This window comes from Streptomyces sp. NPDC096136 (assembly GCF_044763325.1).
In the GTDB taxonomy this organism is placed as follows: domain Bacteria; phylum Actinomycetota; class Actinomycetes; order Streptomycetales; family Streptomycetaceae; genus Streptomyces.
Genome location: NZ_JBIWFZ010000005.1, coordinates 185,717 through 212,340, shown reverse-complemented (window position 1 = coordinate 212,340; position 26,624 = coordinate 185,717). Strand labels below are relative to the sequence as shown.

Annotated in this window: 26 protein-coding genes; 8 read left to right on the top strand and 18 right to left on the bottom strand. The window is 74.2% G+C overall.

Annotated elements, in window-relative coordinates:
- Positions 1-171 precede the first annotated feature (171 nt).
- Entirely contained in the window at positions 172-633 is a 462-nt protein-coding gene (locus tag ACIRBY_RS12855; protein WP_042815576.1) for an SseB family protein, read from the top strand.
- Between the two features lie 120 nt (positions 634-753).
- Positions 754-1,761, top strand: a complete 1,008-nt coding sequence (locus ACIRBY_RS12850) for a pirin family protein (RefSeq protein ID WP_403900015.1) — start codon at positions 754-756, stop codon at positions 1,759-1,761.
- Between the two features lie 39 nt (positions 1,762-1,800).
- Here the strand turns inward: ACIRBY_RS12850 and ACIRBY_RS12845 are convergent, their stop codons facing one another.
- Both ACIRBY_RS12845 and ACIRBY_RS12840 read right to left on the bottom strand, forming a co-directional pair.
- Positions 1,801-2,877 carry an AI-2E family transporter gene (locus ACIRBY_RS12845; protein ID WP_403900013.1) on the bottom strand — a complete coding sequence of 359 codons (1,077 nt, stop codon included), beginning with the start codon at positions 2,875-2,877 and terminating at the stop codon, positions 1,801-1,803.
- Between the two features lie 55 nt (positions 2,878-2,932).
- Entirely contained in the window at positions 2,933-5,176 is a 2,244-nt protein-coding gene (locus ACIRBY_RS12840) for a SpoIIE family protein phosphatase (protein WP_403900011.1), read from the bottom strand.
- A gap of 148 nt (positions 5,177-5,324) precedes the next feature.
- Between ACIRBY_RS12840 and aspS the strand changes: the two genes are divergently transcribed.
- Positions 5,325-7,142, top strand: a complete 1,818-nt coding sequence (gene aspS / locus ACIRBY_RS12835; RefSeq protein ID WP_403900009.1) for an aspartate--tRNA ligase — start codon at positions 5,325-5,327, stop codon at positions 7,140-7,142.
- 126 nt (positions 7,143-7,268) lie between these two features.
- Here the strand turns inward: aspS and ACIRBY_RS12830 are convergent, their stop codons facing one another.
- The 5 genes from ACIRBY_RS12830 to ACIRBY_RS12810 form a co-directional block, all read right to left on the bottom strand.
- A complete protein-coding gene (locus ACIRBY_RS12830; protein ID WP_403900007.1) occupies positions 7,269-9,332 on the bottom strand; it encodes a VWA domain-containing protein in 2,064 nt (687 codons plus the stop codon).
- Positions 9,333-9,761: 429 nt separating this feature from the next.
- The gene (locus tag ACIRBY_RS12825) at positions 9,762-11,021 is read right to left on the bottom strand and encodes a sensor histidine kinase (protein WP_403900005.1); all 1,260 of its coding nucleotides are present in this window, start codon (positions 11,019-11,021) and stop codon (positions 9,762-9,764) included.
- On the bottom strand, positions 11,009-11,737 hold the full coding sequence (locus ACIRBY_RS12820) for a hypothetical protein (RefSeq protein ID WP_403900003.1): 729 nt from the start codon (positions 11,735-11,737) through the stop codon (positions 11,009-11,011). The genes ACIRBY_RS12825 and ACIRBY_RS12820 overlap by 13 nt, the downstream gene beginning before the upstream one ends.
- Before the next feature lie 38 nt (positions 11,738-11,775).
- Positions 11,776-13,773 carry an FUSC family protein gene (locus tag ACIRBY_RS12815; protein WP_403900001.1) on the bottom strand — a complete coding sequence of 666 codons (1,998 nt, stop codon included), beginning with the start codon at positions 13,771-13,773 and terminating at the stop codon, positions 11,776-11,778.
- 71 nt (positions 13,774-13,844) lie between these two features.
- Positions 13,845-14,672, bottom strand: a complete 828-nt coding sequence (locus tag ACIRBY_RS12810) for a hypothetical protein (RefSeq protein ID WP_403899999.1) — start codon at positions 14,670-14,672, stop codon at positions 13,845-13,847.
- Between the two features lie 149 nt (positions 14,673-14,821).
- Between ACIRBY_RS12810 and ACIRBY_RS12805 the strand changes: the two genes are divergently transcribed.
- A complete protein-coding gene (locus tag ACIRBY_RS12805; RefSeq protein ID WP_403899997.1) occupies positions 14,822-15,229 on the top strand; it encodes a hypothetical protein in 408 nt (135 codons plus the stop codon).
- Between the two features lie 89 nt (positions 15,230-15,318).
- Here ACIRBY_RS12805 and ACIRBY_RS12800 read toward each other — a convergent pair whose 3' ends face one another.
- The 7 genes from ACIRBY_RS12800 to ACIRBY_RS12770 all read right to left on the bottom strand — a co-directional run bounded on the left by ACIRBY_RS12800 (position 15,319) and on the right by ACIRBY_RS12770 (position 19,320).
- Complete coding sequence (locus tag ACIRBY_RS12800) at positions 15,319-15,501, bottom strand: hypothetical protein (RefSeq protein WP_403899995.1); 183 nt, start codon at positions 15,499-15,501, stop codon at positions 15,319-15,321.
- A 57-nt stretch (positions 15,502-15,558) separates the two neighbouring features.
- Entirely contained in the window at positions 15,559-15,915 is a 357-nt protein-coding gene (locus ACIRBY_RS12795) for a hypothetical protein (RefSeq protein WP_403899993.1), read from the bottom strand.
- Positions 15,916-16,028: 113 nt separating this feature from the next.
- Entirely contained in the window at positions 16,029-16,616 is a 588-nt protein-coding gene (locus ACIRBY_RS12790) for a hypothetical protein (protein WP_403899991.1), read from the bottom strand.
- Between the two features lie 216 nt (positions 16,617-16,832).
- Positions 16,833-17,840, bottom strand: a complete 1,008-nt coding sequence (locus ACIRBY_RS12785; protein ID WP_403900549.1) for a PucR family transcriptional regulator — start codon at positions 17,838-17,840, stop codon at positions 16,833-16,835.
- 172 nt (positions 17,841-18,012) lie between these two features.
- Entirely contained in the window at positions 18,013-18,258 is a 246-nt protein-coding gene (locus ACIRBY_RS12780) for a hypothetical protein (RefSeq protein ID WP_390686275.1), read from the bottom strand.
- 52 nt (positions 18,259-18,310) lie between these two features.
- Positions 18,311-19,063, bottom strand: a complete 753-nt coding sequence (locus ACIRBY_RS12775; protein WP_403899988.1) for a CbtA family protein — start codon at positions 19,061-19,063, stop codon at positions 18,311-18,313.
- A gap of 41 nt (positions 19,064-19,104) precedes the next feature.
- Positions 19,105-19,320: a CbtB-domain containing protein gene (locus ACIRBY_RS12770; RefSeq protein ID WP_079428426.1), complete on the bottom strand. Its 216-nt coding sequence runs from the start codon at positions 19,318-19,320 to the stop codon at positions 19,105-19,107.
- A gap of 244 nt (positions 19,321-19,564) precedes the next feature.
- On the opposite strand from ACIRBY_RS12770, the gene ACIRBY_RS12765 reads away from it, so the two are divergent.
- Positions 19,565-20,026 (top strand): histidine phosphatase family protein, encoded by a 462-nt coding sequence (locus ACIRBY_RS12765; protein WP_403899986.1) that lies wholly within the window; start codon positions 19,565-19,567, stop codon positions 20,024-20,026.
- A 54-nt stretch (positions 20,027-20,080) separates the two neighbouring features.
- Here the strand turns inward: ACIRBY_RS12765 and pucL are convergent, their stop codons facing one another.
- Both pucL and ACIRBY_RS12755 read right to left on the bottom strand, forming a co-directional pair.
- Entirely contained in the window at positions 20,081-20,998 is a 918-nt protein-coding gene (gene pucL / locus ACIRBY_RS12760; protein WP_403899984.1) for a factor-independent urate hydroxylase, read from the bottom strand.
- Positions 20,999-21,291: 293 nt separating this feature from the next.
- On the bottom strand, positions 21,292-22,647 hold the full coding sequence (locus tag ACIRBY_RS12755; RefSeq protein WP_403899982.1) for an aspartate aminotransferase family protein: 1,356 nt from the start codon (positions 22,645-22,647) through the stop codon (positions 21,292-21,294).
- A gap of 429 nt (positions 22,648-23,076) precedes the next feature.
- Here ACIRBY_RS12755 and ACIRBY_RS12750 point away from each other — a divergent pair, with 429 nt between their 5' ends.
- Positions 23,077-23,493: an ATP-binding protein gene (locus ACIRBY_RS12750; protein ID WP_403899980.1), complete on the top strand. Its 417-nt coding sequence runs from the start codon at positions 23,077-23,079 to the stop codon at positions 23,491-23,493.
- Between the two features lie 39 nt (positions 23,494-23,532).
- On the opposite strand, the gene ACIRBY_RS12745 is transcribed toward ACIRBY_RS12750, so the two are convergent.
- Complete coding sequence (locus ACIRBY_RS12745; RefSeq protein ID WP_403899978.1) at positions 23,533-24,513, bottom strand: LuxR C-terminal-related transcriptional regulator; 981 nt, start codon at positions 24,511-24,513, stop codon at positions 23,533-23,535.
- A gap of 268 nt (positions 24,514-24,781) precedes the next feature.
- Here ACIRBY_RS12745 and ACIRBY_RS12740 point away from each other — a divergent pair, with 268 nt between their 5' ends.
- Entirely contained in the window at positions 24,782-25,000 is a 219-nt protein-coding gene (locus ACIRBY_RS12740) for a hypothetical protein (protein ID WP_403899976.1), read from the top strand.
- A gap of 565 nt (positions 25,001-25,565) precedes the next feature.
- Positions 25,566-25,946, top strand: a complete 381-nt coding sequence (locus ACIRBY_RS12735; protein WP_403899974.1) for a response regulator transcription factor — start codon at positions 25,566-25,568, stop codon at positions 25,944-25,946.
- A gap of 64 nt (positions 25,947-26,010) precedes the next feature.
- Here ACIRBY_RS12735 and ACIRBY_RS12730 read toward each other — a convergent pair whose 3' ends face one another.
- Positions 26,011-26,613, bottom strand: a complete 603-nt coding sequence (locus tag ACIRBY_RS12730) for a hypothetical protein (protein WP_052290852.1) — start codon at positions 26,611-26,613, stop codon at positions 26,011-26,013.
- Positions 26,614-26,624 lie beyond the last annotated feature (11 nt).

Genomic DNA, 26,624 nt, shown 5'->3' with positions numbered 1-26,624 from the left:
CGGCTCCGTTAAGGCTCGGGGAGACAGGTTCCTCGTACATACCAATCGGTAACCTCATGATGCTACCCACCAGTAATAAGAAGCAACCCTTCTCCGCCGACTGTGACCAGCGTCAACCGGGTTCGGCTGGAGGGTGCCTGGGGGCGGGGGCCGCTCGGTAGGCTTCGGTCCATGTACGGCTACGACCAGAACGTGAGCGCAGGGCAGCAGCAGTACGCCGCCCCGCAGCAGATGGCCGGCGGGTACGGCGAGCAGCCGCTCTACCCCGAGCCCTCGCCGCCGTCGCTCGCCGACGCGGTGCGGGCCTTCACCACCGGATCGCTGTCCGCCGAGGACTTCCAGCAGATCTTCGCGACCTCGAAGGTCTACTGCCCGCGCGGCGAGACCCCCGGGTTCCTGGCGCTGCACAACACGCAGCAGCCGGTGATCCCGATGTTCACCACGCTCAAGGAGCTGCGCCGGTACGCCGGCAAGGAGTCCAAGTACTTCGTGATCACCGGCGCCGAGGTCATCGACCTGCTGCCGACCGGGTACGGCTTCGTCCTCGACATGGAGGGCGACCACCGGATGGTCTTCGACGCCAAGGCGGTCGAGCAGATGGTCGACTTCGCGATGCGCCGCATGTACGGCTAGGGGCGTACCGGCACCACCTCACGGCACCCCCCGGGAATGGTCCCGGGGGGTGCCGTGTTGTGTGCGGGTGGCAGGAAGTTCGAGATTCAACTATTCTCGTTCCAGAAGGAGGTCCTGACCATGCCCGCAGTGACTGTTGAGAACCCGCTCGCGCTGCCGCGCGTCATCGCTCCCGCCGAAGGTGCCCAGGCCCGACCCGTGCTGGGCGTGGTGGACGCGCCCTCCGGCTTCGAGGGCGAGGGCTTCCCGGTGCGCCGCGCCTTCGCGGGGATCAAGTACGAGTACCTGGACCCGTTCATCATGATGGACCAGATGGGCGAGGTGGACTACGCGGCCGGCGAGCCCAAGGGGACCCCCTGGCACCCGCACCGCGGCTTCGAGACCGTCACGTACATCATCGACGGCACCTTCATCCACCGGGACTCGCACGGCGGCGGCGGCGTCATCACCAACGGCGACACGCAGTGGATGACGGCGGGCTCGGGCCTGCTGCACATCGAGACGCCGCCCGAGGAGCTGGTCATGTCCGGCGGGCTCTTCCACGGCCTCCAGCTGTGGGTGAACCTGCCCGCCAAGGACAAGATGATCACGCCGAGGTACCAGGACATCCGCGGCGGCACCGTGAAGCTGCTCGCCTCGCAGGACGGCGGCGCCCTGGTCCGCCTGATCGCGGGCGACCTCGCGGGCCACGCCGGTCCCGGCGCCACGCACACGCCGATCACGATGATCCACCTGACGGTCAGCCCCGGCGCCGAGGTCACGCTGCCCTGGCGGCCCGACTTCAACGCCCTCGCGTACGGCCTCGCGGGCAGCGGTGCGGCGGGCGCCGAGCGCCGCCCCTTCCGGATGGGCCAGACGGTGGTCTTCGGCAACGGCGACGGCCTGACCATCCGGGCGGACGCCGCACAGGACTCCCGCAGCGAGAACTTCGAGGTGGTCGTCCTCGGCGGGCTGCCGATCCGCGAGCCGATGGCGCACTACGGGCCGTTCGTCATGAACAGCCACGCCGAGCTCCAGCAGGCCTTCGACGACTTCCAGGCGGGCCGCCTGGGCGTCGTCCCCAGCACCGACGTCACCGGCCTGGGCCACCGCGGCGCGGGCCGGGCGGAGCCGGAGGAGACGGCCTGAGCGGCCGGCGGGCCCGGCGCGCCGGGCCCGCCGCACCCCTTACGCGGGGCCCCCGGGCCCGGGCCCCGCGGCCGGGGCGGACCAGCGGGCCCGGAGCTCCGACAGGACACCGGAGACCGCGGCCGTCAGCGGCACGGCGAGCAGCATGCCCAGCACCCCGGCGACGCTCGCCCCGGCGGTGATCGCCACCATCACGGTGGCCGGGTGCATCTGCACGGTGCGGCTCTGGACCACGGGCAGCAGCACGTGCCCCTCCAGCACCTGCACGGCCAGCACCACGGCCAGCGTCCACAGCGCGATGGCCCACCCCCGGTCGGCGAGGGCCACCAGCACGGCGACGGAGCCGGAGACGAAGGCCCCCAGGTACGGGATGTACGCCCCGACGAACACCAGCGCGCCCAGCCCGACCGCGCCCGGTACGCGCAGCACCAGCAGTCCGACGGTGATGCAGGCGGCGTCGATCGCGGCGATGAAGGTCGTGCCGCGCATGAAGCCCTCGACGGCCGCGTAGGCACGGCGGGCCATGGCCTCGACGACGTCCCCGGTGGAGCGCGGGGCGAGGGAGCGCAGGGCGCCGGCGGCGCGGTGGGAGTCCCGCAGGAAGAAGAACATCAGCAGGAGCGCGAGGACCGCGGTCGCGGTCAGCGCGCCGACGGCGCCGAGGCCGCTGAGGAAGCCGGAGGCGGCCGTACCGCCGATCTCCGCGAGCAGCCCCTGGGCGTTGGCGGCCAGGTCCCGCAGGGAGGCGCCGGCGGCCCCGAAGTGCTCGGCGAGGTCCTGGCCCGCCTGCTTGAGGGCGCCGAGGATCTGGTCGCCGGTCCTGATCAGCGCGGTCGCCACGATGTACGCGGCCCCGCCGGCGACGGCCACCACCGCCAGGCAGGTCAGCGCGGCGGCGAGGGAGCGCCGCATCCCCATCCCGACCAGCCGCCGGTGCAGCGGGCCGAGCAGGGCGGTGCCGAGCAGGGCGAGCAGCACCGGGGTGACGGCCGTCCTGAAGACCACGCAGAGCCAGACGCCGATCCCGACCACGCCGGCCACCAGCAGGACCACGGCGCACCAGGCCGCCAGCCGCCGCACCGGTTCGGGGAGGAGGGGCGTCGTCGGGTTCGGCATGACCTGGTCCGCCTTTCGGTGGCGCGGCCGGCCCGGGGCGCCCGGGCCGGGCGGATCAGTCGGGGGGCCGGGGTGACTCCCGGTCCGCGTCGCTGTCCGGTTTGGACCGTTCGTACAGCTCGAACCAGATCGACTTGCCCGCGCCGCGCGGGTCCACGCCCCAGGCGTCGGCCAGCATCTCCATCAGCAGCACCCCGCGCCCGCTGGAGGCCATCTCGCCGGGGTGGCGCTTGTGCGGCAGCTCGTCGCTCGCGTCGGCCACCTCCACGCGCAGCCGCCGCCCGCCCAGCTCCCCCGTCGCCTCCGCGACCAGCAGCGCGTCGCCGTCGGTGTGGACCAGCACGTTCGTCACCATCTCGGAGACCATCAGCACCGCCGAGTCCACCTGCTCCGCGTCCGCCCAGTCGTGCAGCAGCTCCCGGACCTGCCGGCGGGCGCCCGCGATCCGGGCCGGCTCGGCCTGGGCCACGGTCAGCATCGTGCGCCGGGCGGGCCGCACGGGGTGCGCGCCGGCGGTCCCGCAGCCGCAGCTCGGGCTCTCGCGGCACAGCAGCACCACGGCTATGTCGTCCTCACGGCGGTCGGCCAGCGGGCCGGTGGTGTGGTGTGAGGAGGGCCCGTGCACGGCCTGGACCAGCAGGTCGGCGAGGCGTTCGAGGTGGTTGTCCTCGGCTCCGCCGCTCTCCCCGGCCCCGGCCCCGGCCCGGGCCCGCGCGTCGTGCGCGTCGCCCTCCAGGATCGCGCGCAGCCGCGCCCAGCCCGTGTCCAGGTCGTGCCCGCCGGTCTCGATCAGCCCGTCGGTGCACAGCATCATCGTCTCGCCGGGCTCCAGCGCGAACCGGGTGGTGGGGTAGTCGGTGTCGGGGACGATGCCGAGCGGCAGCCCGCCCGCCGTCGGCCGCATCAGCACCGTGCCGTCGGCCATCCGCACCACCGGGTCGGGGTGCCCGGCCCGGGCGAACTCCAGCGTGCCGGTCCGCGGGTCGCACTCCACGTACAGGCAGGTCGCGAAGCGCGGGCTGCCGAAGTCGGCGTCGGAGCCGGACGCCGCGCCGGGCTCCTCGTCCGGTGCGGGCGCGGAGCACAGCCCGGCCAGGAAGCGGGAGGCGCGCGAGAGCACGGCGTCGGGCCGGTGCCCCTCGGAGGCGTAGGCCCGTACGGCGATCCGCAGCTGGCCCATCAGCCCGGCGGCCCGTACGTCGTGCCCCTGGACGTCGCCGATGACCAGGGCGAAGCGGCCCGAGGGCAGCGGGATCATGTCGTACCAGTCGCCGCCGACCTGGAGCCCGCCGCCGGTGGGGACGTAGCGGGCGGCGATGGCCATGCCCGGGATCTCGGGGCCGAGCTGGGGCATCATCGACCGCTGGAGGCCGGTGGTGAGCTCCCGCTCCGACTCGGCCACCCCGGCCCGCTGGAGGGCCTGGGCGAGCATCCGGGCGACCGTCGTCAGCACGGACCGCTCGTCCGGCGAGAAGGTCACGGGATGCTTGAACGCGGCCATCCAGGCCCCCAGGGTCCGCCCGGCCACGATCAGCGGCAGGAAGGCCCAGGAGGCCCGGCCGAAGCCCTGGGCGAGCGGCCAGGTGACCGGGAAGCGGCGCCTGTACTCCTCCGGCGTCGGCAGGTAGATCGCCCGCCCGGTGCGGACGGCCTCGGCGGCCGGGTAGTCCGTGTCGAGGGCCATCTCCGCGAAGGGGCCCTCGTCGCCGGGGGCGTGCCCGTGGTGCCCGATCACCGACAGCCGGTCGCCCTCCGCCCCGAAGACGGCCAGCCCGTCGGGGCTGAAGCCCGGCATGGACAGCGAGGCCGCCACCCGCAGCACCTCGGCCGTCGAACGCGCCTCGGCCAGTGCCCGGCCGGCGTCCAGCAGGAAGGCCTCCCGGGAGCGCCGCCAGTCGCCGGTGATCGGGGTGTGCGCGGCCGTGGTGCCGGGCTGCGGCTCGGCGATCTCCTGGATGGTGCCGACCAGCTCGTAGTCGACCCGGCCGTCGGCGGTGCGGTTCTCCAGCGGCTTGGAGCGGCTGCGGACGGTGCGCAGCACGCGCCCGTCCTCGTCCATGATCCGCAGCCGGGCCTCCGCGAGGGTGCCCTCGGCCACGGCCAGGTTGACGATGCCGTTGATCTCGTTCCAGTCGACCGGGTGGAAACGCGCGCGGGCGGCGGCCTCCGGCAGGACGACGGGCTCGGCGGGCAGCCCGAGCAGCCGGGCGGCCTCGCCGTCGAGGGTGACCGTTCCGCAAGCGTTGTCCCACCGCCACAGGCCGGTCGCGATGGCGGCCAGGACGTCCTCGGTGCGCACCCGGCCATCTTTACAGGTCACCCGGCCGGGACGCCCGTCCGGCGCCCTCTGCCGCCGCGCTGCGGGCGCGCCCGGTGAGTGGCGCTCCCCGGACGGTAACCTTGGGGCGGTTGAGTCCACCCGGAAATCGCGTAGAACTGGATGAGTGATGCATCGGTACAGGTCCCACACGTGCGGCGAGCTTCGTGCTTCCGACGTCGCATCCGACGTCCGGCTGAGCGGCTGGGTGCACAATCGTCGAGACCTGGGCGGCATCCTCTTCATCGATCTGCGTGACCACTACGGCATCACGCAGCTCGTCGCCCGCCCCGGCACCGCGGCGAACGAGGCCCTCGGCAGCGTCACCAAGGAGACCGTCGTCCGCGTCGACGGCAAGGTCGTCTCCCGCGGCGCCGACAACGTGAACCCCGAGCTCGCCACCGGCGAGATCGAGATCGAGGTCTCCGAGGTCGAGGTGCTCGGCGCCTCCGCCCCGCTGCCCTTCACGATCAACACCGAGGACGGTGTGAACGAGGAGCGGCGCCTGGAGTACCGCTTCCTGGACCTGCGCCGCGAGCGCATGCACCGCAACATCATGCTGCGCTCGGCCGTGATCGCCTCGATCCGCTCGAAGATGGTGGCCCTCGGCTTCAACGAGATGGCGACCCCGATCCTCACCGCGACCTCCCCCGAGGGCGCCCGTGACTTCGTCGTCCCGTCCCGCCTGAACCCGGGCAAGTTCTACGCGCTGCCGCAGGCCCCGCAGCAGTTCAAGCAGCTGCTGATGATCTCCGGCTTCGACCGGTACTTCCAGATCGCGCCCTGCTTCCGCGACGAGGACGCCCGCGCCGACCGCTCGCCGGGCGAGTTCTACCAGCTCGACGTGGAGATGTCCTTCGTCGAGCAGGAGGACGTCTTCCAGCCGATCGAGAAGCTGATGACCGAGCTCTTCACCGAGTTCGGCGGCGGCCGCGAGGTCACCTCTCCGTTCCCGCGGATCCCGTTCCGCGAGTCGATGCTGAAGTACGGCAACGACAAGCCCGACCTGCGCGCCAAGCTGGAGCTCGTCGACATCACCGACGTCTTCGAGGGCTCGGAGTTCAAGGCGTTCGCCGGCAAGCACGTGCGTGCGCTGGCCGTGCCGGACACCGCCGACCAGCCGCGCAAGTTCTTCGACGGCCTCGGCGACTACGCGGTATCGCTGGGCGCGAAGGGCCTGGCCTGGGTGCGCGTGGGCGAGGACGGCTCGCTGACCGGCCCGATCGCCAAGTTCCTCACCGAGGACAACGTCAAGGTCCTCACCGAGCGCCTGGGCCTGGCCGCCGGGCACGCCGTGTTCTTCGGCGCGGGCGAGTTCGACGAGGTCTCGAAGATCATGGGCCCGGTCCGGGTCGAGGCCGCCAAGCGCGCCGGCCACTTCGAGGAGAACGTCTTCCGCTTCTGCTGGATCGTCGACTTCCCGATGTACGAGAAGGACGAGGAGACGGGCAGGATCGACTTCTCCCACAACCCGTTCTCCATGCCGCAGGGCGGCATGAAGGACCTGGAGGAGAAGGACCCGCTCGACATCCTGGCCTGGCAGTACGACATCGTCTGCAACGGCATCGAGCTGTCCTCCGGCGCCATCCGCAACCACGAGCCCGAGGTCATGCTGAAGGCCTTCGAGATCGCCGGTTACGAGGCCGAGACGGTCGAGCGCGAGTTCGCGGGCATGCTGCGCGCGTTCCGCCTCGGCGCCCCGCCGCACGGTGGCATCGCCCCGGGCGTGGACCGCATCGTGATGCTGCTGGCCGACGAGCCGAACATCCGCGAGACCATCGCCTTCCCGCTCAACGGCAACGCCCAGGACCTGATGATGGGCGCGCCGACGGTGCTGGAGGAGAGCCGCCTGCGCGAGCTCAACATCGCCCTGCGCAAGCCGGTCGAGACGAAGGCCGCGGACGCGAAGCCGGTCGCCGAGGCCGTCCACCCGGACGCCGCGCGCTGACGCTGACGCTGCCGCTCCCGTAGCGGGAAGGGCCCGGGATCCTCGCGGATCCCGGGCCCTTCGCGTTGTGTCTGTGGTCCGTCGTCCGTCGTCCGTCGTCCGTCGTCCGACGTCGGCCTTCGGCCGTCAGAACCGGTCGAGGACGCCCTTGAGGAGGGCGGCCGAGGTGAGCTCCGCGGGGGTCGGGCCGGCGTGGAAGAAGCCGGCGTTCTCGGCGTCCAGCTTGCGCAGGAAGTCGAAGGCCTTGGCGTCGTGGTCGCCGAACGCGACGAACTGCCAGTGGATGCCGGGGGCGGTGGCGGCGGCGTCCGCGATCGCCTGGCGGGCGGGGCGGACGTTGTCGGGCGCGCCGTCCGTCTGGAAGACGACCAGGGCCGGGCCCTCGCCGCCGTCCTTGCGGTACCGCTCCACGACGGCCTCGACGGCCACGTGGTAGCTGGTGCGGCCCATCCGGCCGAGCTCGGCGTGGCGGGCCTCGACCCAGGCCGCGTCGTGGCCGTCGAGGGTCAGGTCGGCGGTGCCGTCGATTTCGGTGGAGAAGAACACCGTGTGCACGGTGGCCTCCTCGTCCAGGTGCGCGGCGAGCGCGAGGGCGTGGTCGGCGAGGTACTGGGCGCTGCCGTCCTTGTAGAACCCGCGCATGGAGCCGGAGCGGTCGAGGACGAGGTACACCTTGGCGCGCGCCCCGGTCCTGCCCTTGCCGCGCAGCACCTGCCCGGCGGCCTTGTACGCCGCACCGACGGCCCCGCCCTTGCGACGCACCGCCGCCGCGGGGAGGGCGGGCCCGGCCTCTGCCTCTGCCTCCGGCTCGGCCTGGGCGGCGACGGGAGCGGGCTCCTGCTCCTCGGCGCCGTCGGCCGGGGCCCCGCCCTCCGGCCCGGCGGCTGCGTCGGCCTCGGGCTCGACGGCGTCGGCCGGGGTGGCCTCGGTTTCGGCGGCCACCGGCTCGGGGGCGGTGGTCTCCTCCGGCTGGGCCTCCGGGGCTTCCTGCGCCTGCGGCGCGGGGGCTTCGGGCGTTGCGGCGGCCGCGTCGGCCTCGGGCTCGACGGCGTGGGCCGGGGCGGGCTCGGTTTCGGCGGTCACGGGCTCGGGGGCGGTGGCCGCCTCGGGTGCGGCGGCCGGTTCGGCCTGGGGCTGCGGCTCCGCGGCCTCGGCCTCCGGCAGGCCGGGGGTGGTGGTGACGACCGGCTCGGGGGCGTCCTGGGCCGGCGGCTCGGCGGGCTCCGCAGCGGCGGTCGGCTCGGGGGCGTCAGCCTCCGGCCGGTCCTCCGTCGCGGGAGCGGCCGCCCCGGCCTCGGTGGCGGCCGGCTCGGTCACGGCCTCCGGCCGGGCGGTGGCCGGTTCGGCCGGGGCGGGCTCGGCTGCGGAGGCCAGCGGCTCGGGGGTGGTGGCTTCCTCGGGCTGGGCCTCGGGTTCGGCGGCCGGTTCCGGGACTTCCTGCGCCTGCGGCGCGGGGGTCTCGGGCGTGGCGGCGGCCGCGTCGGCCTCGGGCGCGGTGGCCTCGGCCTGGGCGGCCAGCGGGTCGGGGGCGGTGGCCGGTTCGGCCGGGGTGGCCTCGGTTTCGGCGGCCACCGGCTCGGGGGCGGTGGTCTCCTCCGGCTGGGCCTCGGGGTCGGTGGCCGGTTCGGCCTGGGGCTGCGGCTCCGCGGCGGCCTCGGCCTCCGGCTGGTCCTCCGTCGCGGGAGCGGCCGCCTCGGCCTCGGTGCCGGCCTCCGTCTCGGCCGGGGGCTCGGGGGCCGGCTGGGGCTGCGGCTCGGCGGCCTCGGCCTGGGCGGGCTCCGCTTCGGCGGCGGCCGGCTCGGTCGGGGTCTCCGGCTCCGGCCGGGCGGGTTCCGGCTCGGGGGTGGTGGCCTTCTCCGGCTGGGCCTCCGGGGTGTCCGGGGCAGGGGTCGGCGTCGGCGTCGGGCGGTCCGGCGGGGTGGGACCGGGGGACGGGCGGCGGGCTTCCGGGACCGTGGGGTCCGTGGTGGTGGCGGGCGCGGTGAGCAGGGCGCCCGCCTCGCGGTCGCGCGGCGCGGACTGCGGCGGGACCGTCGGGTTGTCGAAGGACGCCGCCACCAGGTCGGCCGCCGCGTCCAGGGGAGTGCGCTCGGCCTGGCTGGGGAGGGCCGCCGCCGGGGCGTCCGACGTTTCGGGGACCGGCTCCGCAGTCCTTCCGAACACCTTGCGCAACAAGCTCCGAATACCCATGGGCCAGGCCTTTCGCATGAGTGCGTGCGTCATTTGTCCGTGCTGCGCGGTTGATCCCTGCCCAGAGTGGACACGTAAGGTTATCGGCCCCTTGGCTGGAACGACGGCAGGGGCGCCCTTCGTGGTGCCCGTCCTACCACCCAACCCGGCCGCCCGCACGAACTGGCCCTCCGCCGTGCCGGGTTCATCCACCGTTCATCCCCGCGCCGCCGCATCGGCGCAGCCCTCGGACGCCGTCGCGGCAGGGCCCGCCCCTCCGCATCCGTCGCGGACCATCCGCGCAGGCCCCCGGGACGACCCGTCGGCGGCGCTCCGGCGCCCGTTTCCAGCCGGTTCGGGTGGATGGGGGCCGATCTCGCCGAGGGGAACGCCCAGTTGCCGGCCCGGATGGTCCACGTGATGTTCCACGTGAAACATCGGGAGCGTCCCTCAACTCCCCTCCGGCAGCCGCCCCACCGGGAGTCGGAGCGTGGTCAGGGCCCCGCCGTCGGGGGCGTTCGCGAAGGTGAGGGCGATGTCCAGGACGGCCGCCTGGCCCGCCGCGATCGTCAGGCCCAGGCCGTGGCCGCGCCCGCGGCCGGGGTCTCCCGTGCGGAAGCGCCGGGGGCCCTGCTCGATCAGTTCGGCGGGATAGCCCGAGCCGTGGTCGCGGATCGCCACCACCGGCCCCTCCACCGTCACCTCGACCGGGGGCCGGCCGTGCTTGTGCGCGTTGACCAGCAGGTTGACCAGGATCCGGTCCAGCCGCCGCCGGTCGGTGAGCACCACCGCGTCCCGGACCACCCGGACCTCGGCGGCGAGCCGGGAGCCTGCGACGGCCCGCCGTACGGCCTGGCCCAGTTCCACCCGGGCCAGGTCGGCCCGCTCCACCCCGGAGTCCAGCCGGGAGATCTCCAGCAGGTCTTCCGTGAGCAGGTGCAGGGCGCGCAGCCGGTCCTCGATCATCTCCTTGGGCCGGCCCTCCGGGAGCAGTGCGGCGGCGGCCAGCGAGCCCGTCAGCGGGGTGCGCAGCTCGTGCGCGACATCGGCCGTGAACCGCTTCTCCGCCTCCAGCCGTCCCTGGAGCGAGGCGGCCATCGTGTCCAGGGCCTGGGCGACGTCCCGGACCTCGTCGCGGGAGCGGTCGGGGCCGCGGGTGTCCCGGCCGGAGGGGAAGCCGACCCGGGCGTCCAGGTCCCCGGCGCTGATCCGGCGGGCGACGGCGGCCGTGGTGGTGAGGCGGCCGCTGATCCGGTGGGCGAGGAACAGGCCGGCCAGGGCCACCACCCCGGCCGCGAGCGCCGAGGAGAGGAGGATCGCGGTGTCCAGGTCCCGGAGCCGGTCGCGGGTGCCCTCGTACGGGATCCAGACCGCGAGGGCCTGCCGGTCGGCGGGTCCGGCCGCCCACATCACGGGCTTGCCCTGGTAGGTCCCGGCCATGCTGCCGGTCCGGCCGCGGGCGACGAGGTCGCGCAGCGGGCCGGGGAGGCCGGCCGGGTCGAGGGCGGAGCGGACGTCGCCGTGGGCGGTGCCGTACTCGTAGTGGCCGAGGGCGTGCTCCAGTTCCCGGTCGGCCTCCTTGCGGACCTCCCCGACGATCTGCCGGGCGACCACGTTGTGCACGGCGATCCCCAGGGCGGCGGCCACCGTGCAGCAGACCAGGGTGGTGGTCAGGGCGATCTTCCAGCGGAGGCTGCTCAGCGCGCGCATCGCTGCCGGTCGTCGCTCGACGGGGAATCGCTGAGGGCCGGGCAGTCGTCGAGGGTGAGCTGCGACAGGCTCATGCTCTTGGTGTTCGGGTCCCAGACGTAGTCGGAGACGGAGGTGTAGGCCGGGTTGGAGGTCGGTTCGCGGACGGCCAGGTGCTCGGAGGCGACCTCCACGCCCTCCAGGACCCCGCGCCGGGACAGGATGCGGGCGATCCTGCCGTCGTCCTGGACGGTGTAGACCCGCAGTTCGCTGAGGCGGCCGTCCAGGTCCAGGGCGGTGATCAGCTCCTCCCTGCCGTTGCCGGTGAGGTCGTGCAGGACGCCGGGCCGCACCGGGCAGTAGGGGCCGCCGTCCACAGCCCGTGTGCAGAGTCCGAGCCGCTGGACGGCCCGGGGGTCCACGAGGCGGCCGGTGCCGCCGTCCTCGGCGGTGGCGGCGGCGACGTCGGCCCGTACGACGGCCAGGGGGTCCACCCCGCGCATGCTCAGGCCCGGCACCTTGGGCAGGCCCGGGACCACCGCGGCGGCCCCGGGCTGCTGCCCGGGTCCGGGCGGGTCGGGCCGGTAGCCCTTCCACAGGGTCCGGGGGGCGTGGACGGTGCCGCGGTCGCCCTGGTTCTCCAGACCCTCGACGTCGGCGCAGCCGCCGGTCGCCGCCGCCGTCACGGCCAGGACGGCGGCCAGGGCCGGGGCGGCCAGGGGGCGGCGGGGACGCATGCTTCGATGCTGCCGTGCGGAGGGGGTCCGGGCCCCGTTCAGTGCTCCGGTTGGGCGATGGCCCGGGCCGCCGCCACCTCCTGGTGCAGCGGGGTCAGCACGCTGGGCTCCTCCGGGTCCGGGGCCATGTCGACCCGGCGCAGGGTGGGGCTGCTGCGGATGCCCTCGGCCAGCTCCCGGATCTGGCCGGCGATGCGGGACACCTCGGACGGGGGCGGGGCTGCGGCCCCGTGGTTGACCCGCACGCGGGCCGCCGTGGTGGCGTCCACGACCCGCTCCACGGCCACCACCAGCGGCCACCACGCGGCGGCGCGGCTGCCGGTCGGCGGGGGCTCGGTCAGGGCCCGCTGGAACTCGCTGCGGACGCCCGAGAGGTCGCGGTAGATCCGGCGCCGGGCCTGGAGGCGGGACTGGCGGGCCGCCCGCAGCGCGGCGTCGTCCGCGACCGGGGCGAAGGCGCACTCCACGTAGCGGGCGGCGTCGTCGACGGCGGCGGCGAGCCGGTCCCCGACCCGGGTGTGCCAGCTCTCGGGCCACAGCAGGTAGCCGAAGACCAGGGTGATGGCGCAGCCGATCAGGCTGTCCAGCAGCCGGGGCCGGATGAGGTCGAAGCCCTGGTGGTTGAGGAGGTCCGACAGGAGCAGGATCACCGGGGTGATGGCCGCGGTCTGGAAGACGTACCCCTTCGCGGAGAACGCCGGGATCAGCGCGGCCAGCAGCGCCATCACCGGGACGTCCCACCAGCCGCGCGGCACCTCCGCCAGTACGGCGGCCGCGAGGACCAGTCCGGCGGCCGTCCCCAGGGCGCGCAGCACCGCACGGGAGAACACGGAGCCGAAGTCCGGCTTGAGCACGAAGGTGACCGTCAGCGCCACCCAGTACGAGCGCTCCACCTCGACCAGGGAGACCAGCGACTGGGCCAGGCCGATGCACAGGGCCAGGCGGAGCCCGTAGCGCCAGGAGGCCTCGGACAGCATCAGGTCGCGCACCGCGCGCCCCGCCCGGACGCGCAGGGCGGCGGGCCGGCCGAGCCGGTCGTCGGCGTGGCTGAGGTCCGGCTCCTCCAGGTGCACGATCTCCGCCGCGTACCGCAGGGCGGCGTCCACGGCCCGCTCGGACCGGCCGTGCGCGGCCGGGAGGTCGAGGACCGGGGTACCCGTGCGCCCCTCCTCGACGGCGGCGGCCAGCTCCCGCACCGCCGCCGGGACCTCGGGTGGCAGCGGGCGGCCGCGCAGGTGGGCGGCGGGGGCGGACTCGACCAGCGGGATCAGCACGTTCAGCTGGGCGATCACCCGCACCAGCGACGGGCTGCGCCCGTGCACCCGGGCGCGGCGGGCCAGGACGAGGTCGTAGGCCTGGTTCAGGGCCTGGGTGACCTGCTGGCGGCGCTCGTCGTACACGGCCGCCGGTCCGCCCGCCGCCTCCAGGGCGTCGGCGACGGCCCGGTAGGCGGCCGCGACGGCGGCCCGCTCGGGCTGCCGGCCGCGCAGCGGCCAGCCCAGCAGCGTGAGCAGCAGGACGAACAGGCCGCCCGCGCCGAGCAGCAGCGGGGCCGTCCACCAGGGCTCGGGCAGCGGCAGGCCCGCCCCGACGACCGCGTTGAGCAGGAACACGAGCCCCGCCGCCGAGGCGACCGAGCCGATCGAGGAGATCATTCCGGACACCAGGGCGATCAGGGTGAGGACGGCGACCGCGACCCAGCCGTGGCCGTAGACGAGGGTGCCCAGGGCCACCCCGACCGCGCCCAGGAGCTGCGGGACCGCGATGTTCAGGATCCGCATCCGGTAGGCGTCGGCGGTGTCGCCGATCACCCCCGACAGCGCGCCCATGGAGGCGAGCGCGCCGTACTCGGGCTCGTCCAGGGCGAAGCCGACGGCGAGCGGGACGGACATCGCGATCCCGGCGCGGGCGACCGCGGCCCAGGGGACGGGGGTACGGCTCGGCCGCAGTCCCGCGACGAGCCAGGCGGGGGGAGCCAGCGGGTGGGCCCGGGGCGGCCGGGGCGGTATGTGCTCGGTGCGTCGTTCGGTGGTCATTCCGCTTCCGTGTCACCGCTCGCGAATCGGTTCTTCTGGGTCGTTCTGCGGAGGATGGGTATGTTCCGAGCTTATGGGGTGCGGCGCAGCCGGCCCATCAGCCATGCGGTGAGCGCGGTGGCCAGACCGAGGAAGAGGACCACCCAGGCGGTGGTGCGCAGGAACGCGGTCAGCGCGTCGTAGACCGCCCCGGCGGCGGCCCGGTCGATGTCGGAGGGGAGGTCGTCGAGGGTCAGCCGACGGCACACGGCGACCGCGATCCCCAGCAGGACGGCACCAGCCGCGATCCCGAGGCCGGTGGCCAGCAGCGCGCGGCGGCGGCGCACGGCGACGGCCACGGCCGCCGCGGCGAGCAGCACGGTCAGCACGGGGAGCCAGACACCGGCGACCTGGAGCATGCGGAACCCCTCCCGGAGCGCGCCGAGGTTGTCGTACTCCATGACCTTGACGGACAGGTGGGTTTCGGGGATCCGGTCGGCGAACGGCACCCCGTCGGCCACCAGTTCCCCCCTGACCTGCGCGATCACCGGCGCGAGGTCGATGGTGACCGCGTCCCCGTGGCCGGTGGTGAGGGCGTCGAGGAAGGCGGTGTGGGCGGCCCGGTTGGCCGCGTCCCAGGCCGTCCGGTAGGCGGGGGTCCCGGCGAAGGAGTGCAGGGCCTCGCCGATCAGGGCGTCGACCCCGCCCTGGAAGGGGCCCGCGTCGATCTGTCCGGAGAGGGCGCGGGTGACCTGGGTGACGACCACGCCCTGGACGGCGGGGTTGGAGGCGAGCGGGGACATGGCGGCGGTGTAGCTGTCGGCGTCACCCAATCGGCGGTCTGCCCAGTACGCGACCGCGCTCGCGGGGACGAGGAGGGCCACGAGCACGATGAGGGCCGCCGACAGGTAGGTGCGCACGTCACCAGGGAAGGCGGGCGCGGTCCGGGGCGCCACCCCGGTTGCTGCGTCCGGGGAGCGGCCGCGTCCGGGGCCCGCCCGGACGGGTGATCCACTTGCCGCCCCGGGGCGGCGGGTGTGCCCTGGAGACCGGAAGAGAGGAGCCCGCCATGGCACACGCGGCCCCCCGCACCATCCAGTGGCACCGTCCGATGACGTCGGCGGAGCACGACCTCCACAGGGGCGCCCTGATCCGCGCCCTGCTGCTCGGCCTCGCCTACGGGCTCTGGACCGCCATGATGAAGCGCGACACCGGTCCGGTCACCGTCGGCAACGTCTTCTACGGGATCCTGTGCGGCGTGCTCTTCGCCGCCGTCATGTACGGCCTCGCGCGGTTCGGCCCGCTGCTCATGCGGGAGCTGCACGCCACGGCGTACGGGGTGTTCGCCGGGATCGCCGTCGGCTACCTGCACAGCCTCACCAACCAGTCCATCCTCCGCTCCACCGTCGTCGGCCTGTTCACCGGCATCGGCGTCGGGATCGCGGCCTTCTACCGGTACTACACGCGGGAGGACTGAGGCCCCGCGCACCGGCCGCGGCGCCGGTTCCCGTGCCCCGTTGCGGAGGGCGCGGGAACCGGCGCCGCCTCATGGCAGGGCCGGGCCGGCTACGCGGCCGGCTCGGCGGTGCGCGGCTGCGGCTCGCCGCCGGGCCCGGTCTCGGGGCTCTCGGGCGCGGTCTCCGCGGCCGGGGCCTGCGGGGCCGGCCGGTCCTTGCGGGACGCCGGGGAGAAGCGGACGGCCTCCGCGCGGATCATGGCGTTCAGGGCGGCGTACGGGTCGACGGGCATGACGGAACCTCACGGTGGTCCAGGGGTGTGCGGGGGGTGTTCTGCCGCTCGGCCCCCTCAGCAGCGCAGGACCACGCTCCGGACCGCCCGCGGTGACACGGCCGCCCCGGCCGGCCCGCCCGGGGCCACACGGGTGGACTCGTCGGCGTGTTTCACGTGAAACGTCCCCGGCGGCAGCTCGCGCGGGGCCGGCGCCACGCGCACGACCGTCCGCACGTCCGCCCGGGCGTCGGGATCCGCGGCCGGATCCGCCTGTCCTTCGGCGGGGTCGGCCGGGGCGGAGGAGGCGGTGCGGGGGTCGGCGCCCGCGGTGGCGGACGCCGCCGGACCGGCGCCGAACAGGCACAGCAGGGCCACGCAGGCCACCGTCAGGGCCCGCGCCAGCACCGCCCGCGCGTACCGCGCACCGCTCATGGGGGCTTCCCTGCCCAGCCGCCCCGGGCGACTCGCCGGACCCTGCCGAGAACCCCCCGACCGGGGGACCAGGACACCCCCCTCGGCTGACGCGGCGGACCGGCGCACCGCGCTCAGCCGGTGCGCAGCGGCCCGGTCAGCCGCGCGAGGACGGACGTCTCGCCACTGACCAGCCGCAGGCGGGCCCGGCCGCCCCGGCCGGGCGCGATGACCCCGTACGGGGAGACCCGCTCGACGGTGAACACGGCCGTACGGTGGTCCGCGCGCGGGATCTCGATGGTGCGGCCCCGCCGCAGCTCGCCGAGCGGGAGCCCGTCGCCGGTGACCACGGCGGTGCCGGCCGACCCCGGGGCCGGCCCGGTGGTGTCCCAGCCGGCGGTGTCCCGGCCGTCAGGGGCGCCTTCGGCCAGCGGGAGGTCCACCCCCAGGCTGGGGATCCTCAGCCGCAGCGGCCGCGAGGCGCGCAGCGGTCCGGCGGCTCCGGTCCGGCTCCTGCGGGCGGGGGTGTGGGAATGGGTGCCGGAGTGCTCCAGTTCGCGCACGAGGCGGCGGTGGCCGGACAGGCCCAGGGCCCGCGAGGGCAGGGCGTCCGCGACGCCCGAGGTCCCCGGCTCCGCACCCTCTCCGCCGCGCAGCAGTCCGATGCCGGTGCAGAGCAGGGCGACCGTCAGCGCGGCGGCCGCCCATGGGGCGCGGGACATGGCATTCCTCCTGGGCCGGCTCGGGCGGCCGGTCCCTGGGAGCGTGGACCACGCTCCGGGGCCGGGCACATCGGCGGCAGCCGCGGGGTGACGGTGTGTCACGGCTGCGCCGGGGTGCGCGGTGGGAGTCTTCGCAGCTGGCGGCGGGTGCGCCGGGTGCGCTTCGGAAACCGGGGGCGGTGCCGCCGAACGGGTGAGGGTGGGGAACCGGGGCCGTCAGCCGAGCGGCTCGGCCGGCCAGTTCAGGAGGCGGGCTCCGAGGGCCGCCGTCTGGAGGGTGTAGCGGTGGGCCGGGTCGCCGGGGTCGTGGCCCGTCAGGCTGTGGATGCGCTCCAGGCGGTAGGTCAGCGCCCGCACGCTCAGGCCCAGCCGCCGGGCCGCCTCCGCCGCCACGCACCCCGAGTCGAAGTAGGCGGTCAGCGTGTCCAGCAGCGGGACGGCCCCGCCGCGTCCGGCCCGCAGCGGCCCCAGGGCGCTCAGCACCAGATCGGCCATGGCCGCCCGGTCCCGGGTCAGTACGGGGAAGACCAGCAGGTCGGCGGCGCGCAGCAGCGGCCCCTCGAAGCCGAGCCGGTCCGCGAGGTCGAGGGCGTGCAGGGCCTCCTCGTACGAGGAGGCCACCCCGCCCGCGCCGGGGTGCGGGCGCCCGACGGCGACCAGTCCGCCGGCGCCCGCGCGCGCCAGCCGTGCGAAGTGGGCCAGGACCTCGTCCCCGTCGCCGGAGGCCACGCAGATCAGCCGGCCCTCCTTGGTGGCCAGCAGCGCCGCCCCGTCCCCGAACCGTCCGGCGAGCACCCGCTCCAGCCGACGGACCTGCGGGCTGCCGTCCGTGTGGGGCGATGCCGTACGGGCCACGGCCACCGCGTGCGCCCCGGCCGGGCGGAGCCCGAAGCGGTCGGCCCTTTCGCCGAGGTCCCCCGGATCGCCGCGGCCGAGGAGGAGGTCGTCGATGAACTCGCGCCGGGCCGCCTCCTCCTGGCGCACCGCCAGCCGCTGGGCGCGCTCGTACCCCTCGGCGAAGGCGTCCACGGCCTGTTCCGCGGCCGCCATCAGGGGGTCGGGGGCGGTGCGGCCGCCGAGCGCGGCGCGGGTGGCGGCGAGGTGGGCGCCGACCAGGCCGCGCAGCCCGTACCCGGCCTCGGCGGCCTTCTCCCCGAGGGCGCGGCGGGCGTCGAGCTCCGCGCGCACCGGGCGCCGGCCGGTGGCCGAGACCTCCGCGAGCATGTGCACGTACCCGGTCAGGTACTCCTCGGGTATGTCCCGCCCTGCCGCCGTCACACCAGCCCCCGTTCCGTTCGAAAAGCCCCATTCTTCCTCGCCGCGCGGGTCGTTCGGCGGTGGGGGCGCTGGTGCGGGCCGGCGTGGGTGCGGCACGGGAGCGGGGCGGCGGGCGGGATCAGAGCACCACGAAAACGACCGCCGCCGCCCCCATGAGGGCGGCGGCGAGGTGCATCGCGGGGTGGCCGTAGTCCCCGTACCAGAGCTGGCGGGCCAGTCCGCCGAGGGCGGCCAGGGCGGTGATGACGCCCATCTGGGCGAAGAGGGGGACCGCGGTGAAGGGGGCCAGGCTCAGCAGCACCGAGTTCAGCCAGAACGGTGCGGCGCCGGTCCAGCCCCGCCATTCCCGGATCGCGGACTGCATGTCCCGGCTCCCACCCTCGTCACCCGGCACGTCCGCAACCGGAGTGCCGTCCTCAACTCGTCGGCTGTACAGCCTCCTTGGGTGCGGCGGCCGGGGCAATAGCGCGTTCGGCTAGAAATCCGAAGACCAGGCCGAAAGTAGTCCACACCGCCGCCTGGATGGCCAGCGAGGCGAGCCGGAACTGCCAGATCAGTGCCGCCGGGAAGTCCGCCGGCACCTCGTTGATCCCCGGCAGCAGCGCGTAGGCGAGGGCGACGGCCGCCACGAAGGCCAGGGAGGCGACGACCGAGGCGTTCCAGTTTCCCAGGCGCGGCGCGAGCCGCCGGCCCAGGATCAGGGCGGCCGAGGCCAGCAGCACGCTCAGGGCGATCATCAGCAGGTAGAGGGTGGTCCGCCGGACGACCGTGTCGGGATCGCCGACGGCGGGGGGATTGGCGGGGTACTTGAGGAACGGGACCAGCCCGACGGTGAGGAACAGCCCGCCGCTGACCAGGGCCGCCGTGGCCCGGGGGCCGAAGCGGCCGATACGGCCGAGGGCGAAGCAGAAGACGAGCGCGGCGATGCCGCCGAGCGCGATCCCGTAGAGCAGGGTGCCGGTGCCGAGGCCGGCCGTCGCCTGGAGGGCCCGGCTGACCGGGGCGGCCTCGGCGTGGTCGTGCGCGGCCTCGCCGGCCTCCTCGATGGCGATCGCCGCGTCCACCTTGGACTCGCCGATCAGGTACGCGACGAGGAAGGCGGCGACGCCCGCGAGCAGGCCGGACAGCATGCCCCGGACCAGGAGGGCCCGGGGGGAGACGGTGTTCACGTGGGAGCTCCTTGCGTGATCAGCGGGGGATCAGCAGGAGATCAGTGGCAGGGGAAGCCGAGCAGGTGGCGGCCGTCGTGCATCCACTCGTGGACGGTCTCGCCCTGGAAGATCGCGGCGGCACCCTGCTCGACGCCGACGAGGTACAGCAGGAACAGGGTCACGACGGCGGCGAAGGCGGCCCAGGGGGCCAGCGCGGAGAGCGAGATGGGGGCTACGGCGACGGGGGCCGAAGCGGGCACGGCGGAGTGGGCCATGGCAGAACCTCCAGGGGAACACGCGTCCCGGTCAGTGGTGCTCTCGTCGAAGGCGGACGGGTCTGACTTCCCTCCCCCGTCGCCGCGGGAGGATTCACAGTGGCGCGACCGTGCCGGAATCTCACCGGTACTTCCGTCATACCTTCTTCATGATGTCGTCCGAGACGGTAGCGCGCTCCTGGCTTGAACACCACGGCGTGTGGCCGCCGTCTCACGCCCCGGGCGTGCGCTTTACGCTCTTTTTATGTCCCTGACTCCCCCGGTGCGCCTGCACTTGACCACGCCCCCGCTCGACGACGCCGCCCGCCGGGGCGGGTTCGGGTCCGCACGGCCCTGTCCGGGCCACGAGGGCCTGGCCGGGCCGGACATGGGAGCGTGGGCGGGCCGGACCCTGGACGAGGTGGCCGCGGAGGACCCGGAGGCGGTCCACCGCTGGCTCACGGACCCGGAGTTCGCCCCGCCCGGCGGCGGGGAGTCGGTGGCCGCGCTGATCACCCGTACGGGGGACCACCTGGCCGGGCTGGAGCCCGGCCGGCACCACGCGGTGGTCGCGCAGGCCGTCGTGCGGGCGGCGGTGGTGTCGGCCCTGGAGCTGCCGGCGGCGGTCTTCTGGCGGCTCGACGTGCGCCCCGACACCGTGACCGCCCTCAGCGGGCGGGCGGGCCGCTGGAACCTGCTGGTCGGAGCGCCCCGGGCCGGGGGATGACGGACGGCCCGGACCCCGCGACGCGGTCCGGGCCGAACGGGGGCGGGAGGGCCGTTACGCCACGATCCAGTCGGAGGTGGCGATCACCGGCTGGACGCCGTCACGGTGGACGGTGCCCTCGATCAGGCCGTACATCCGGTCCGCCGCGAAGTAGACCTCGTTGTCGTTCTTGAGGCCGAAGGGCTCCAGGTCGACGAGGAAGTGGTGCTTGTTGGGCAGGTTGAGGCGCACCTCGTTGACCTTGGGGCAGTGGTCGAGCACCCGCTCGGCCATCTGGTTCAGGGTCTGCTGGAGCGAGTAGGAGTACGTCTCCGCGAAGGCCTCCAGCATGTGCTTGCGGACCTTCTTGTACGACCGGTCCCAGTCGTACTCCGCGTCGTCGGCGGCCGGCGCCGAGTGCGCCCAGCGGGCGGTGACCTTGGTCGCCAGGATGCGGTCGTACGCCTCCTGGAGGGTCGTGTACTCGTCCTTGATGAAGCCGTGGAACTCGGAGTTGGTCGAGTTCATCACCGTCAGCTCCTTCAGGCCCGAGACGACCTGGAGGCCGGTGGCCTCGCTGTAGGTCACCTGCGCGGTGCGCACCTCCTGGCCCTTGCGGACGAAGGAGTGCTGCTCCTTGCGGGTCGGCACGGGGATCCGCTCCCAGGCGAACTCCTCGATCCGGATCTGCGCCTCGCGGATCGGGGCCTGGGAGGAGACGAAGTGCTTGGCGAGCAGGATCCCGAAGGCCTCGGGCGAGCTGATGCCGTGCTCCTTGCCGAAGGCGTACACCGTGTTCTTGGTGGTGTCGGTCGGCAGGCAGTTGGCGTTGTCGCCGGTGAGGTGGACGTCGCGGAACTCGCCGCGCAGGGCGACCGAGACGTTCAGGTCGCGGATCTCGGCCCAGGAGCCGTCGCTGCCCTTGCGGGTCACCACGACGATGCGGTTCTCGGCCTTGCCGTACTGGTTCTGTCCCAGGACGTGCTTGCTCATGCTGTCTTCCTTCGGGTACTCGGGAACACGGAGTCCGTTGGTCTGGATCCCGTACGCCCGGCGTCCAGCGCCCGTCCCCCGGGGGACGTCCCGCTCCCCGCCGTTCGGCCCCGGAGGACCGCCCCGGGACTGACGTGCATCCCGGTCCGTAGGTGCTGAGTCGTACTGAAGTACTGGAGTACTGACGGGATTGCACCATGTGTACGGCGGGTTGACCACGGGACGGAACCTCCGAACAGCGGTACCGGCGGATTGGCCGACCCCACAAGGGGGCGCCGCCGGGGGCGTCCGGCTCAGGCCATGTGCGCGTCCGTGACGGCGAGGGCCCCGTCCAGGACGGCCAGGCCCTTGGCCACGTCCTCGGCCGAGATGTTGCAGGGCGGGGCGACGTGGATCCGGTTCCCGGCGAGCAGCGGCCACAGGCCGCCCTTCTTCAGGGCCGCGCCGAAGGCCGCCATGGGGGCGTTCTCGGCGCCGGAGGCGTTGTACGGGACGAGCGGCTCGCGCGTGCGGGCGTCCCGTACGAGTTCCAGGGCCCAGAAGGTGCCCAGGCCGCGGACCTCGCCGACGGAGGGGTGCCGCTCGGCGAGGGCGCGCAGGCCGGGGCCCAGCAGCTCGGCGCCGGTGCGGGCGGACTGCTCGACGATCCCCTCCTCCTCCATCACGCCGATCGTGGCCACGGCGGCGGCGCAGGCCAGGACGTGCCCGGAGTAGGTCAGCCCGCCGGGGTAGGGGCGGCGGGCGAAGGTATCGGCGATCGCCCCCGAGATGGCCACGCCGCCGAGAGGCACGTATCCGCTGGTCACGCCCTTGGCGAAGCAGAGGAGGTCGGGGGTGACCCCCCAGTTCTCGGCGGCGAACCACCGGCCGGTGCGGCCGAAGCCGACCATGACCTCGTCGAGGATGAAGACGATGCCGTGGCGGTCGCAGATCTCGCGGACGCCGGCCAGGTAGCCGGCCGGGGGGACGAGCACGCCGGGGGCGCCGCCGACGGTCTCCAGGATGATCGCGGCGATGGACTGCGGGCCTTCGAAGACGACCGTGTCCTCCAGGTGGCGCAGGGCCCGCTCGCACTCCTCGGCCTCGGTGCCGGCGTAGAAGGGGGAGCGGTAGGGGAAGGGGCCCCAGAAGTGCACGACGCCGGCGGTCGCGCTGTCGTTGCCGAAGCGGCGCGCGTCGCCGGTGAGGTTGATCGCGGTGGTGGTGGCGCCGTGGTACGAGCGGTAGGCGGACATCACCTTGGGCCGGCCGGTGTGCAGCCGGGCCATGCGGACGGCGTTCTCCACGGCCTCGGCCCCGGCATTGGTGAAGAAGATCTTGTCGAGGTCCCCGGGGGTGCGCTCGGCGATCAGGCGGGCGGCCTCGGAGCGGACGTCCACGGCGAAGCCGGGCGCGACCGTACAGAGCCTGCCCGCCTGCTCCGCGATGGCGGCGGCCACCCTGGGGTGCTGGTAGCCGATGTTGGTGTAGACGAGCGCGCTGGAGAAGTCGAGGTAGCGGTTGCCCTCGTAGTCCCAGAAGTACGAGCCCTCGGCCCCCGCGACGGCCAGCGGGTCGATGAGCTCCTGGGCCGACCAGGAATGGAAGACGTGCTTCCGGTCGGCGTCCTTCACGGTGTGGAGGGCTTCGGCTTCGGCATCTGCGTTCATATACCGAGGGTAGTTGTCCAGGATGTGGACAGAGGGTCGCCTCGGCCGCGTCGCGGGCGGAGCCGTGGGACGGGAGGGGCCTTCGAGGACTTGACGGATCGGGGCGGCGGTCCTCGACCGTGCGGAAGCGGCCGGGCTAGCCTCGCCCGGACCGGCCGCTCCACGGGGGAGAACGGCCGAAAACCCCTGGCGGGGGCCTTGTGCGGGTCTTCGGGACCCCGCTCGGAAGGCACCGGGAGGCCCCCGCCGGGCCCCTCCGCCCCGGCGCGCGGAGCGCTTCGGCGGGATTCCGGCGCGGCTCCGGCGGGGCTCCGGCGGGGCTGTGGGGCCGCTGTGACGGCCTGGTGGCCGAAACCGTGGGATTTGTCCATCCTGGTCGGGGGTAGGTGCGGCGCCGAGGGAGCGGTGGGCCGAGACGGGAGTGCGCCGGTGGCGGAACAGACGCGGAGGCTCGTCCTGGGCGGTGCCACGGCCGGCGTCGTCACGCGGTGCCGCGACTTCACCCGGCAGGCCCTCGCGGACTGGAGCTGGGCGCCCGGGACCGAGGCCGAGGAGGACGCCCTCCTGCTGGTCTCGGAGCTGGTCACCAACGCCTGCCTGCACGCCGGGGGCCCGCGGGAGCTGGTCCTGCGCTACGGGCCGGGCGGGCGGCTGCGGGTCGAGGTGACGGACGACAGCCCCGAGCCGCCGCGACCGCGCCCGCAGCGGGACCGGGCGCGCCCCGGGGGGCACGGCCTGGTCCTCCTGAACCGCCTGGCGCAGTCCTGGGGGTCGTCCCCGCTGTCCGGCGCCCACCCGGGCAAGACGGTCTGGCTGGAACTCCCCACCCCGGTCCCGGAGCCGTAGCCCGGCCCGGCCGCCGGGGGAGGGCAGGCGCTCTGCGGGTCAGATCCACTCGCGCTGGGCCGCGCGCAGGCCCGCCTCGAAGCGGCTGCCCGCGCCGAGACGTTTCATCAGCTCCGCCATCATCCGGCGGACCGTCCGCAGGGACAGGCCCAGCTGGCGGCCGGCGGCCTCGTCGGTGAGCCCGCTGCCCAGCAGCCGCAGCAGCTCCTTCTCCTGGCGGGTCAGGCCCCGGTCGTCGCGGTCCTGGCGGGTGCCCAGCGGTACCGCCGTCTCCCAGATCTGGTCGAACAGCCCGGCCAGGCCGACGACCACGCCCGGCTCGGTCAGCTGGACGGCGCCCTTGCGGGTGTTCTCCGGATCGGCCGGGACGACGACCGTCTTCCGGTCGAAGATGAGCATGCGCAGCGGCAGCGAGGGCACCGTGCGCACCTCGCCGCCCAGGTCGGTCAGCCACTCCGCGTACTCGGTGGTGACCGAGTCGTTGCGGACGCTGTCGAGGTAGACCGTCCGCATCCGGACACCTCGGGCGAGGGTGTCGCGGTCGAGGGGCTTGCTGGCCTCGAGGCTCGCTCGAGACTGCGCGCCGCCGGGATTGAAGGTCAGCGACTCGGAGGTAGCCTCGGTGGCGAGCTCGCGGATCCGGTTCTGCACCGACTCGACGCCGAGGAACTGCTGGGCGACGCGGTGGGTCTGGCCGGTGTAGAGCTCGCTGTAGGTGCTGACCAGCTTGGCCATGTCGGCCTCGCAGCGCGCCACCGCCTCCTGCCTGCTCTCCAGCTCCCTCTTGCGCTGGTTGAGCAGCTCCCGCAGCCCCAACGCGGGGTCGGTCGGCTGGAGTTCGTCCCCGACGGCCGATCGTTGCAGAAGGCGCAGATCGGTCAGTTTCTCCAGCGACTCGCGCACGTCGGCGGGTGTGAGGCGGAGTCGGCGTGCGAGCTCCGTGACGCCCCATGCGTGGTTCGCCAGCATGAGTCCGTACACATCCGCTGTTTGTGCGTCCAGTCCCAGTAGTTCCAGCATTGTCAGTTCCTCTTCGGTCCCCCGCCGCTCACTCTGACTTGAGCCGCGCCGATGTGGTCAACATATGAGACGTCGCAGGTGGATGGCTACTTCCCTGCCGGGTCCGTTGCGAGGTTGGCACCGAGCTGCCACGGGGTTCTTCCTGCCAGCGGATCCGCTTCCACTCGAGGTCCGCCGTAAAGCAAGCTGGATGCAGAAGGAAGGAGCCGCCCGGCGCCGAACGCCCGGTTGGCTCCCGCTTTACGAACGCTTTTCCAGGGGGAAATCCATGCTGCAGTTCCGTCGTGTCGCCGGTGTCGCTTCCATCGCCGCCCTTGCCGCCGGCCTGTTCCTGTTCGGTACGGCCCACGCCACCGGGCAGGGCGCGGAAAACCGGGTCGCCGTCGAGGCCGGGAACCAGAACTGGGACATCGTCGCCCCGGGTGCGGCCGCGCAGCTGGAGGCTCCGGCCGTCGCCATCACCTCGTACAACCAGAACTGGGACTAGTCGACTCGCATGCTTATGACCGCGGTTTCCCTGCGCGCGCCTGCCGCCGGGGCGGCCGGCCCACCGGATCCGCTCCTCCTCGCCTCGTTGCTGAGGTCCGTGGCCACTCCCGCGGACGGCCTGGAACACGTGGCGGTCCGCCCCTGTGACGGGCGCGTCGAGCTCGTCCTCTTCCAGACCGTTTCCGACGTACTGGAACCACCGGCGTCAGGCGACAGTATTTGCCGCCGGGCACTGGAGATAACCCAACAGCTCAGTGGCTGGACCGTGGAAACCGAACGGTAGAACACGGCCCCACGGTTCATTCAGGGGATTCACCATGGCTATCAGCGTCATTGTCGGCGGCAGCCGGGTTCTCTTTCTCGAGGCGCTCGTCGAGGCTCTCCGATCGGCCGGCGGCATAGAAGTCATCGCCGCGGAAACCGATCCGCAGCAGGTTCTTTCACTTGTCCACCGCCATTCGCCCGACGTCGTTCTCCTGGACGACACCCCGGTCGGTGATGACGTTCTGCGTCTCGCGTCGGCGGTGCGGGCCCGGGTGCCCGCGTGCGGAATCGTCCTCATGATGGCCGGCAACCGGCCCGCGGCGGTGGGCCGCGCGATGGCGGCCGGGGTGCACGGCATCGTTCCGACCGACACGGGCCTGCCCCGGCTCATCGCCACCCTCAAGGGCGTGGCCGCGGGCTGCGTCACGATGGCCCCGTCCCTGGCCAGCAGCGCCATGGGACTGGGCAACCCGGGCGTGGGGCCCGGGGCGAAGCTGAGCACCCGGGAGTCCCAGGTGCTGCGGCTGACGGCGGGCGGGGCCACCGTCAAGGAGATCGCGGCCGAGCTCTACCTGGCGGCCGGAACCGTACGCAACGTCACCTCGGCCTCCATCAAGAAGCTCGGCGGCCGCAACCGCTTCGACGCGGCCCGCATCGCCGTGGAGCAGGGCTGGATCTGAGGCGTCCGCCGGGCCCGCCCGGCGGACAGGCGCGCCCGGGCTCCCGGGCGCGCCCGCGGCGTGCCTAGGCCTTGCGGCCGGCGCGCCAGCCGCTGTACGCCGTGCTGCCCCACAGGACCGCCGCGCAGCCGAGGCCCGGCACGTACCGCCAGGCCTCCTTGTCGGCTCCCAGCAGCAGGGTGGCGATCGCGGCGAGGCCGACGGTGGCCAGCATCGCGGCGCCCACCCACCGGAGCATCGGGGCGCGCAGGCTCTTGGCCATCGGGAAGAAGTGCGCGCCGACCACCAGCGCCGACCAGGTCAGCATCAGCTCGGGGCGGTCCAGGGAGGTGCGTATGTAGTTGTTGCCCGCGCCGAGGACGGCGACCTCGATCAGCAGGACGGTGAGGAACTTCGGGCCGCCGCCGCCCGGGGCCGGGGGAGCGCCCTTCACGTGGGCGGGGGTGCGCCGGGCCAGCAGGAGGAGGCGGACGATCGCGGCGGCGCTCGCCGCGAACAGCAGCCCGCCGCCCGCGAGGACGAACGGCCGGGCGGTCCCGTGGACGACGGCCTGTCCGAGGGAGAACCACATCACGCCGAAGCCGGTGCCGACGAGCGCTGCCCGGCCACCGTTGCGGAGCTGGTCCCGTCGGGTCGTGAAGACGGGACGGGCGGCGGTCTTTTCCACGGGTGTTGCCT

Coding starts and splice junctions, on each gene's coding strand:
- ACIRBY_RS12765 (WP_403899986.1), top strand. CDS start 19,565: ATGTCCCTGACTCCCCCGGTGCGCCTGCACTTGACCACGCCCCCGCTC.
- ACIRBY_RS12785 (WP_403900549.1), bottom strand. CDS start 17,840: ATGCTCGCGGAGGTCTCGGCCACCGGCCGGCGCCCGGTGCGCGCGGAG.
- ACIRBY_RS12815 (WP_403900001.1), bottom strand. CDS start 13,773: ATGACCACCGAACGACGCACCGAGCACATACCGCCCCGGCCGCCCCGG.
- ACIRBY_RS12825 (WP_403900005.1), bottom strand. CDS start 11,021: ATGCGCGCGCTGAGCAGCCTCCGCTGGAAGATCGCCCTGACCACCACC.
- ACIRBY_RS12830 (WP_403900007.1), bottom strand. CDS start 9,332: ATGGGTATTCGGAGCTTGTTGCGCAAGGTGTTCGGAAGGACTGCGGAG.
- ACIRBY_RS12805 (WP_403899997.1), top strand. CDS start 14,822: ATGGCACACGCGGCCCCCCGCACCATCCAGTGGCACCGTCCGATGACG.
- ACIRBY_RS12800 (WP_403899995.1), bottom strand. CDS start 15,501: ATGCCCGTCGACCCGTACGCCGCCCTGAACGCCATGATCCGCGCGGAG.
- ACIRBY_RS12735 (WP_403899974.1), top strand. CDS start 25,566: ATGGCCGGCAACCGGCCCGCGGCGGTGGGCCGCGCGATGGCGGCCGGG.
- ACIRBY_RS12780 (WP_390686275.1), bottom strand. CDS start 18,258: ATGCAGTCCGCGATCCGGGAATGGCGGGGCTGGACCGGCGCCGCACCG.
- aspS (WP_403900009.1), top strand. CDS start 5,325: ATGCATCGGTACAGGTCCCACACGTGCGGCGAGCTTCGTGCTTCCGAC.
- ACIRBY_RS12855 (WP_042815576.1), top strand. CDS start 172: ATGTACGGCTACGACCAGAACGTGAGCGCAGGGCAGCAGCAGTACGCC.
- ACIRBY_RS12850 (WP_403900015.1), top strand. CDS start 754: ATGCCCGCAGTGACTGTTGAGAACCCGCTCGCGCTGCCGCGCGTCATC.
- ACIRBY_RS12740 (WP_403899976.1), top strand. CDS start 24,782: ATGCTGCAGTTCCGTCGTGTCGCCGGTGTCGCTTCCATCGCCGCCCTT.
- ACIRBY_RS12845 (WP_403900013.1), bottom strand. CDS start 2,877: ATGCCGAACCCGACGACGCCCCTCCTCCCCGAACCGGTGCGGCGGCTG.
- ACIRBY_RS12755 (WP_403899982.1), bottom strand. CDS start 22,647: ATGAACGCAGATGCCGAAGCCGAAGCCCTCCACACCGTGAAGGACGCC.
- ACIRBY_RS12820 (WP_403900003.1), bottom strand. CDS start 11,737: ATGCGTCCCCGCCGCCCCCTGGCCGCCCCGGCCCTGGCCGCCGTCCTG.
- ACIRBY_RS12745 (WP_403899978.1), bottom strand. CDS start 24,513: ATGCTGGAACTACTGGGACTGGACGCACAAACAGCGGATGTGTACGGA.
- ACIRBY_RS12770 (WP_079428426.1), bottom strand. CDS start 19,320: ATGGCCCACTCCGCCGTGCCCGCTTCGGCCCCCGTCGCCGTAGCCCCC.
- pucL (WP_403899984.1), bottom strand. CDS start 20,998: ATGAGCAAGCACGTCCTGGGACAGAACCAGTACGGCAAGGCCGAGAAC.
- ACIRBY_RS12795 (WP_403899993.1), bottom strand. CDS start 15,915: ATGAGCGGTGCGCGGTACGCGCGGGCGGTGCTGGCGCGGGCCCTGACG.
- ACIRBY_RS12790 (WP_403899991.1), bottom strand. CDS start 16,616: ATGTCCCGCGCCCCATGGGCGGCCGCCGCGCTGACGGTCGCCCTGCTC.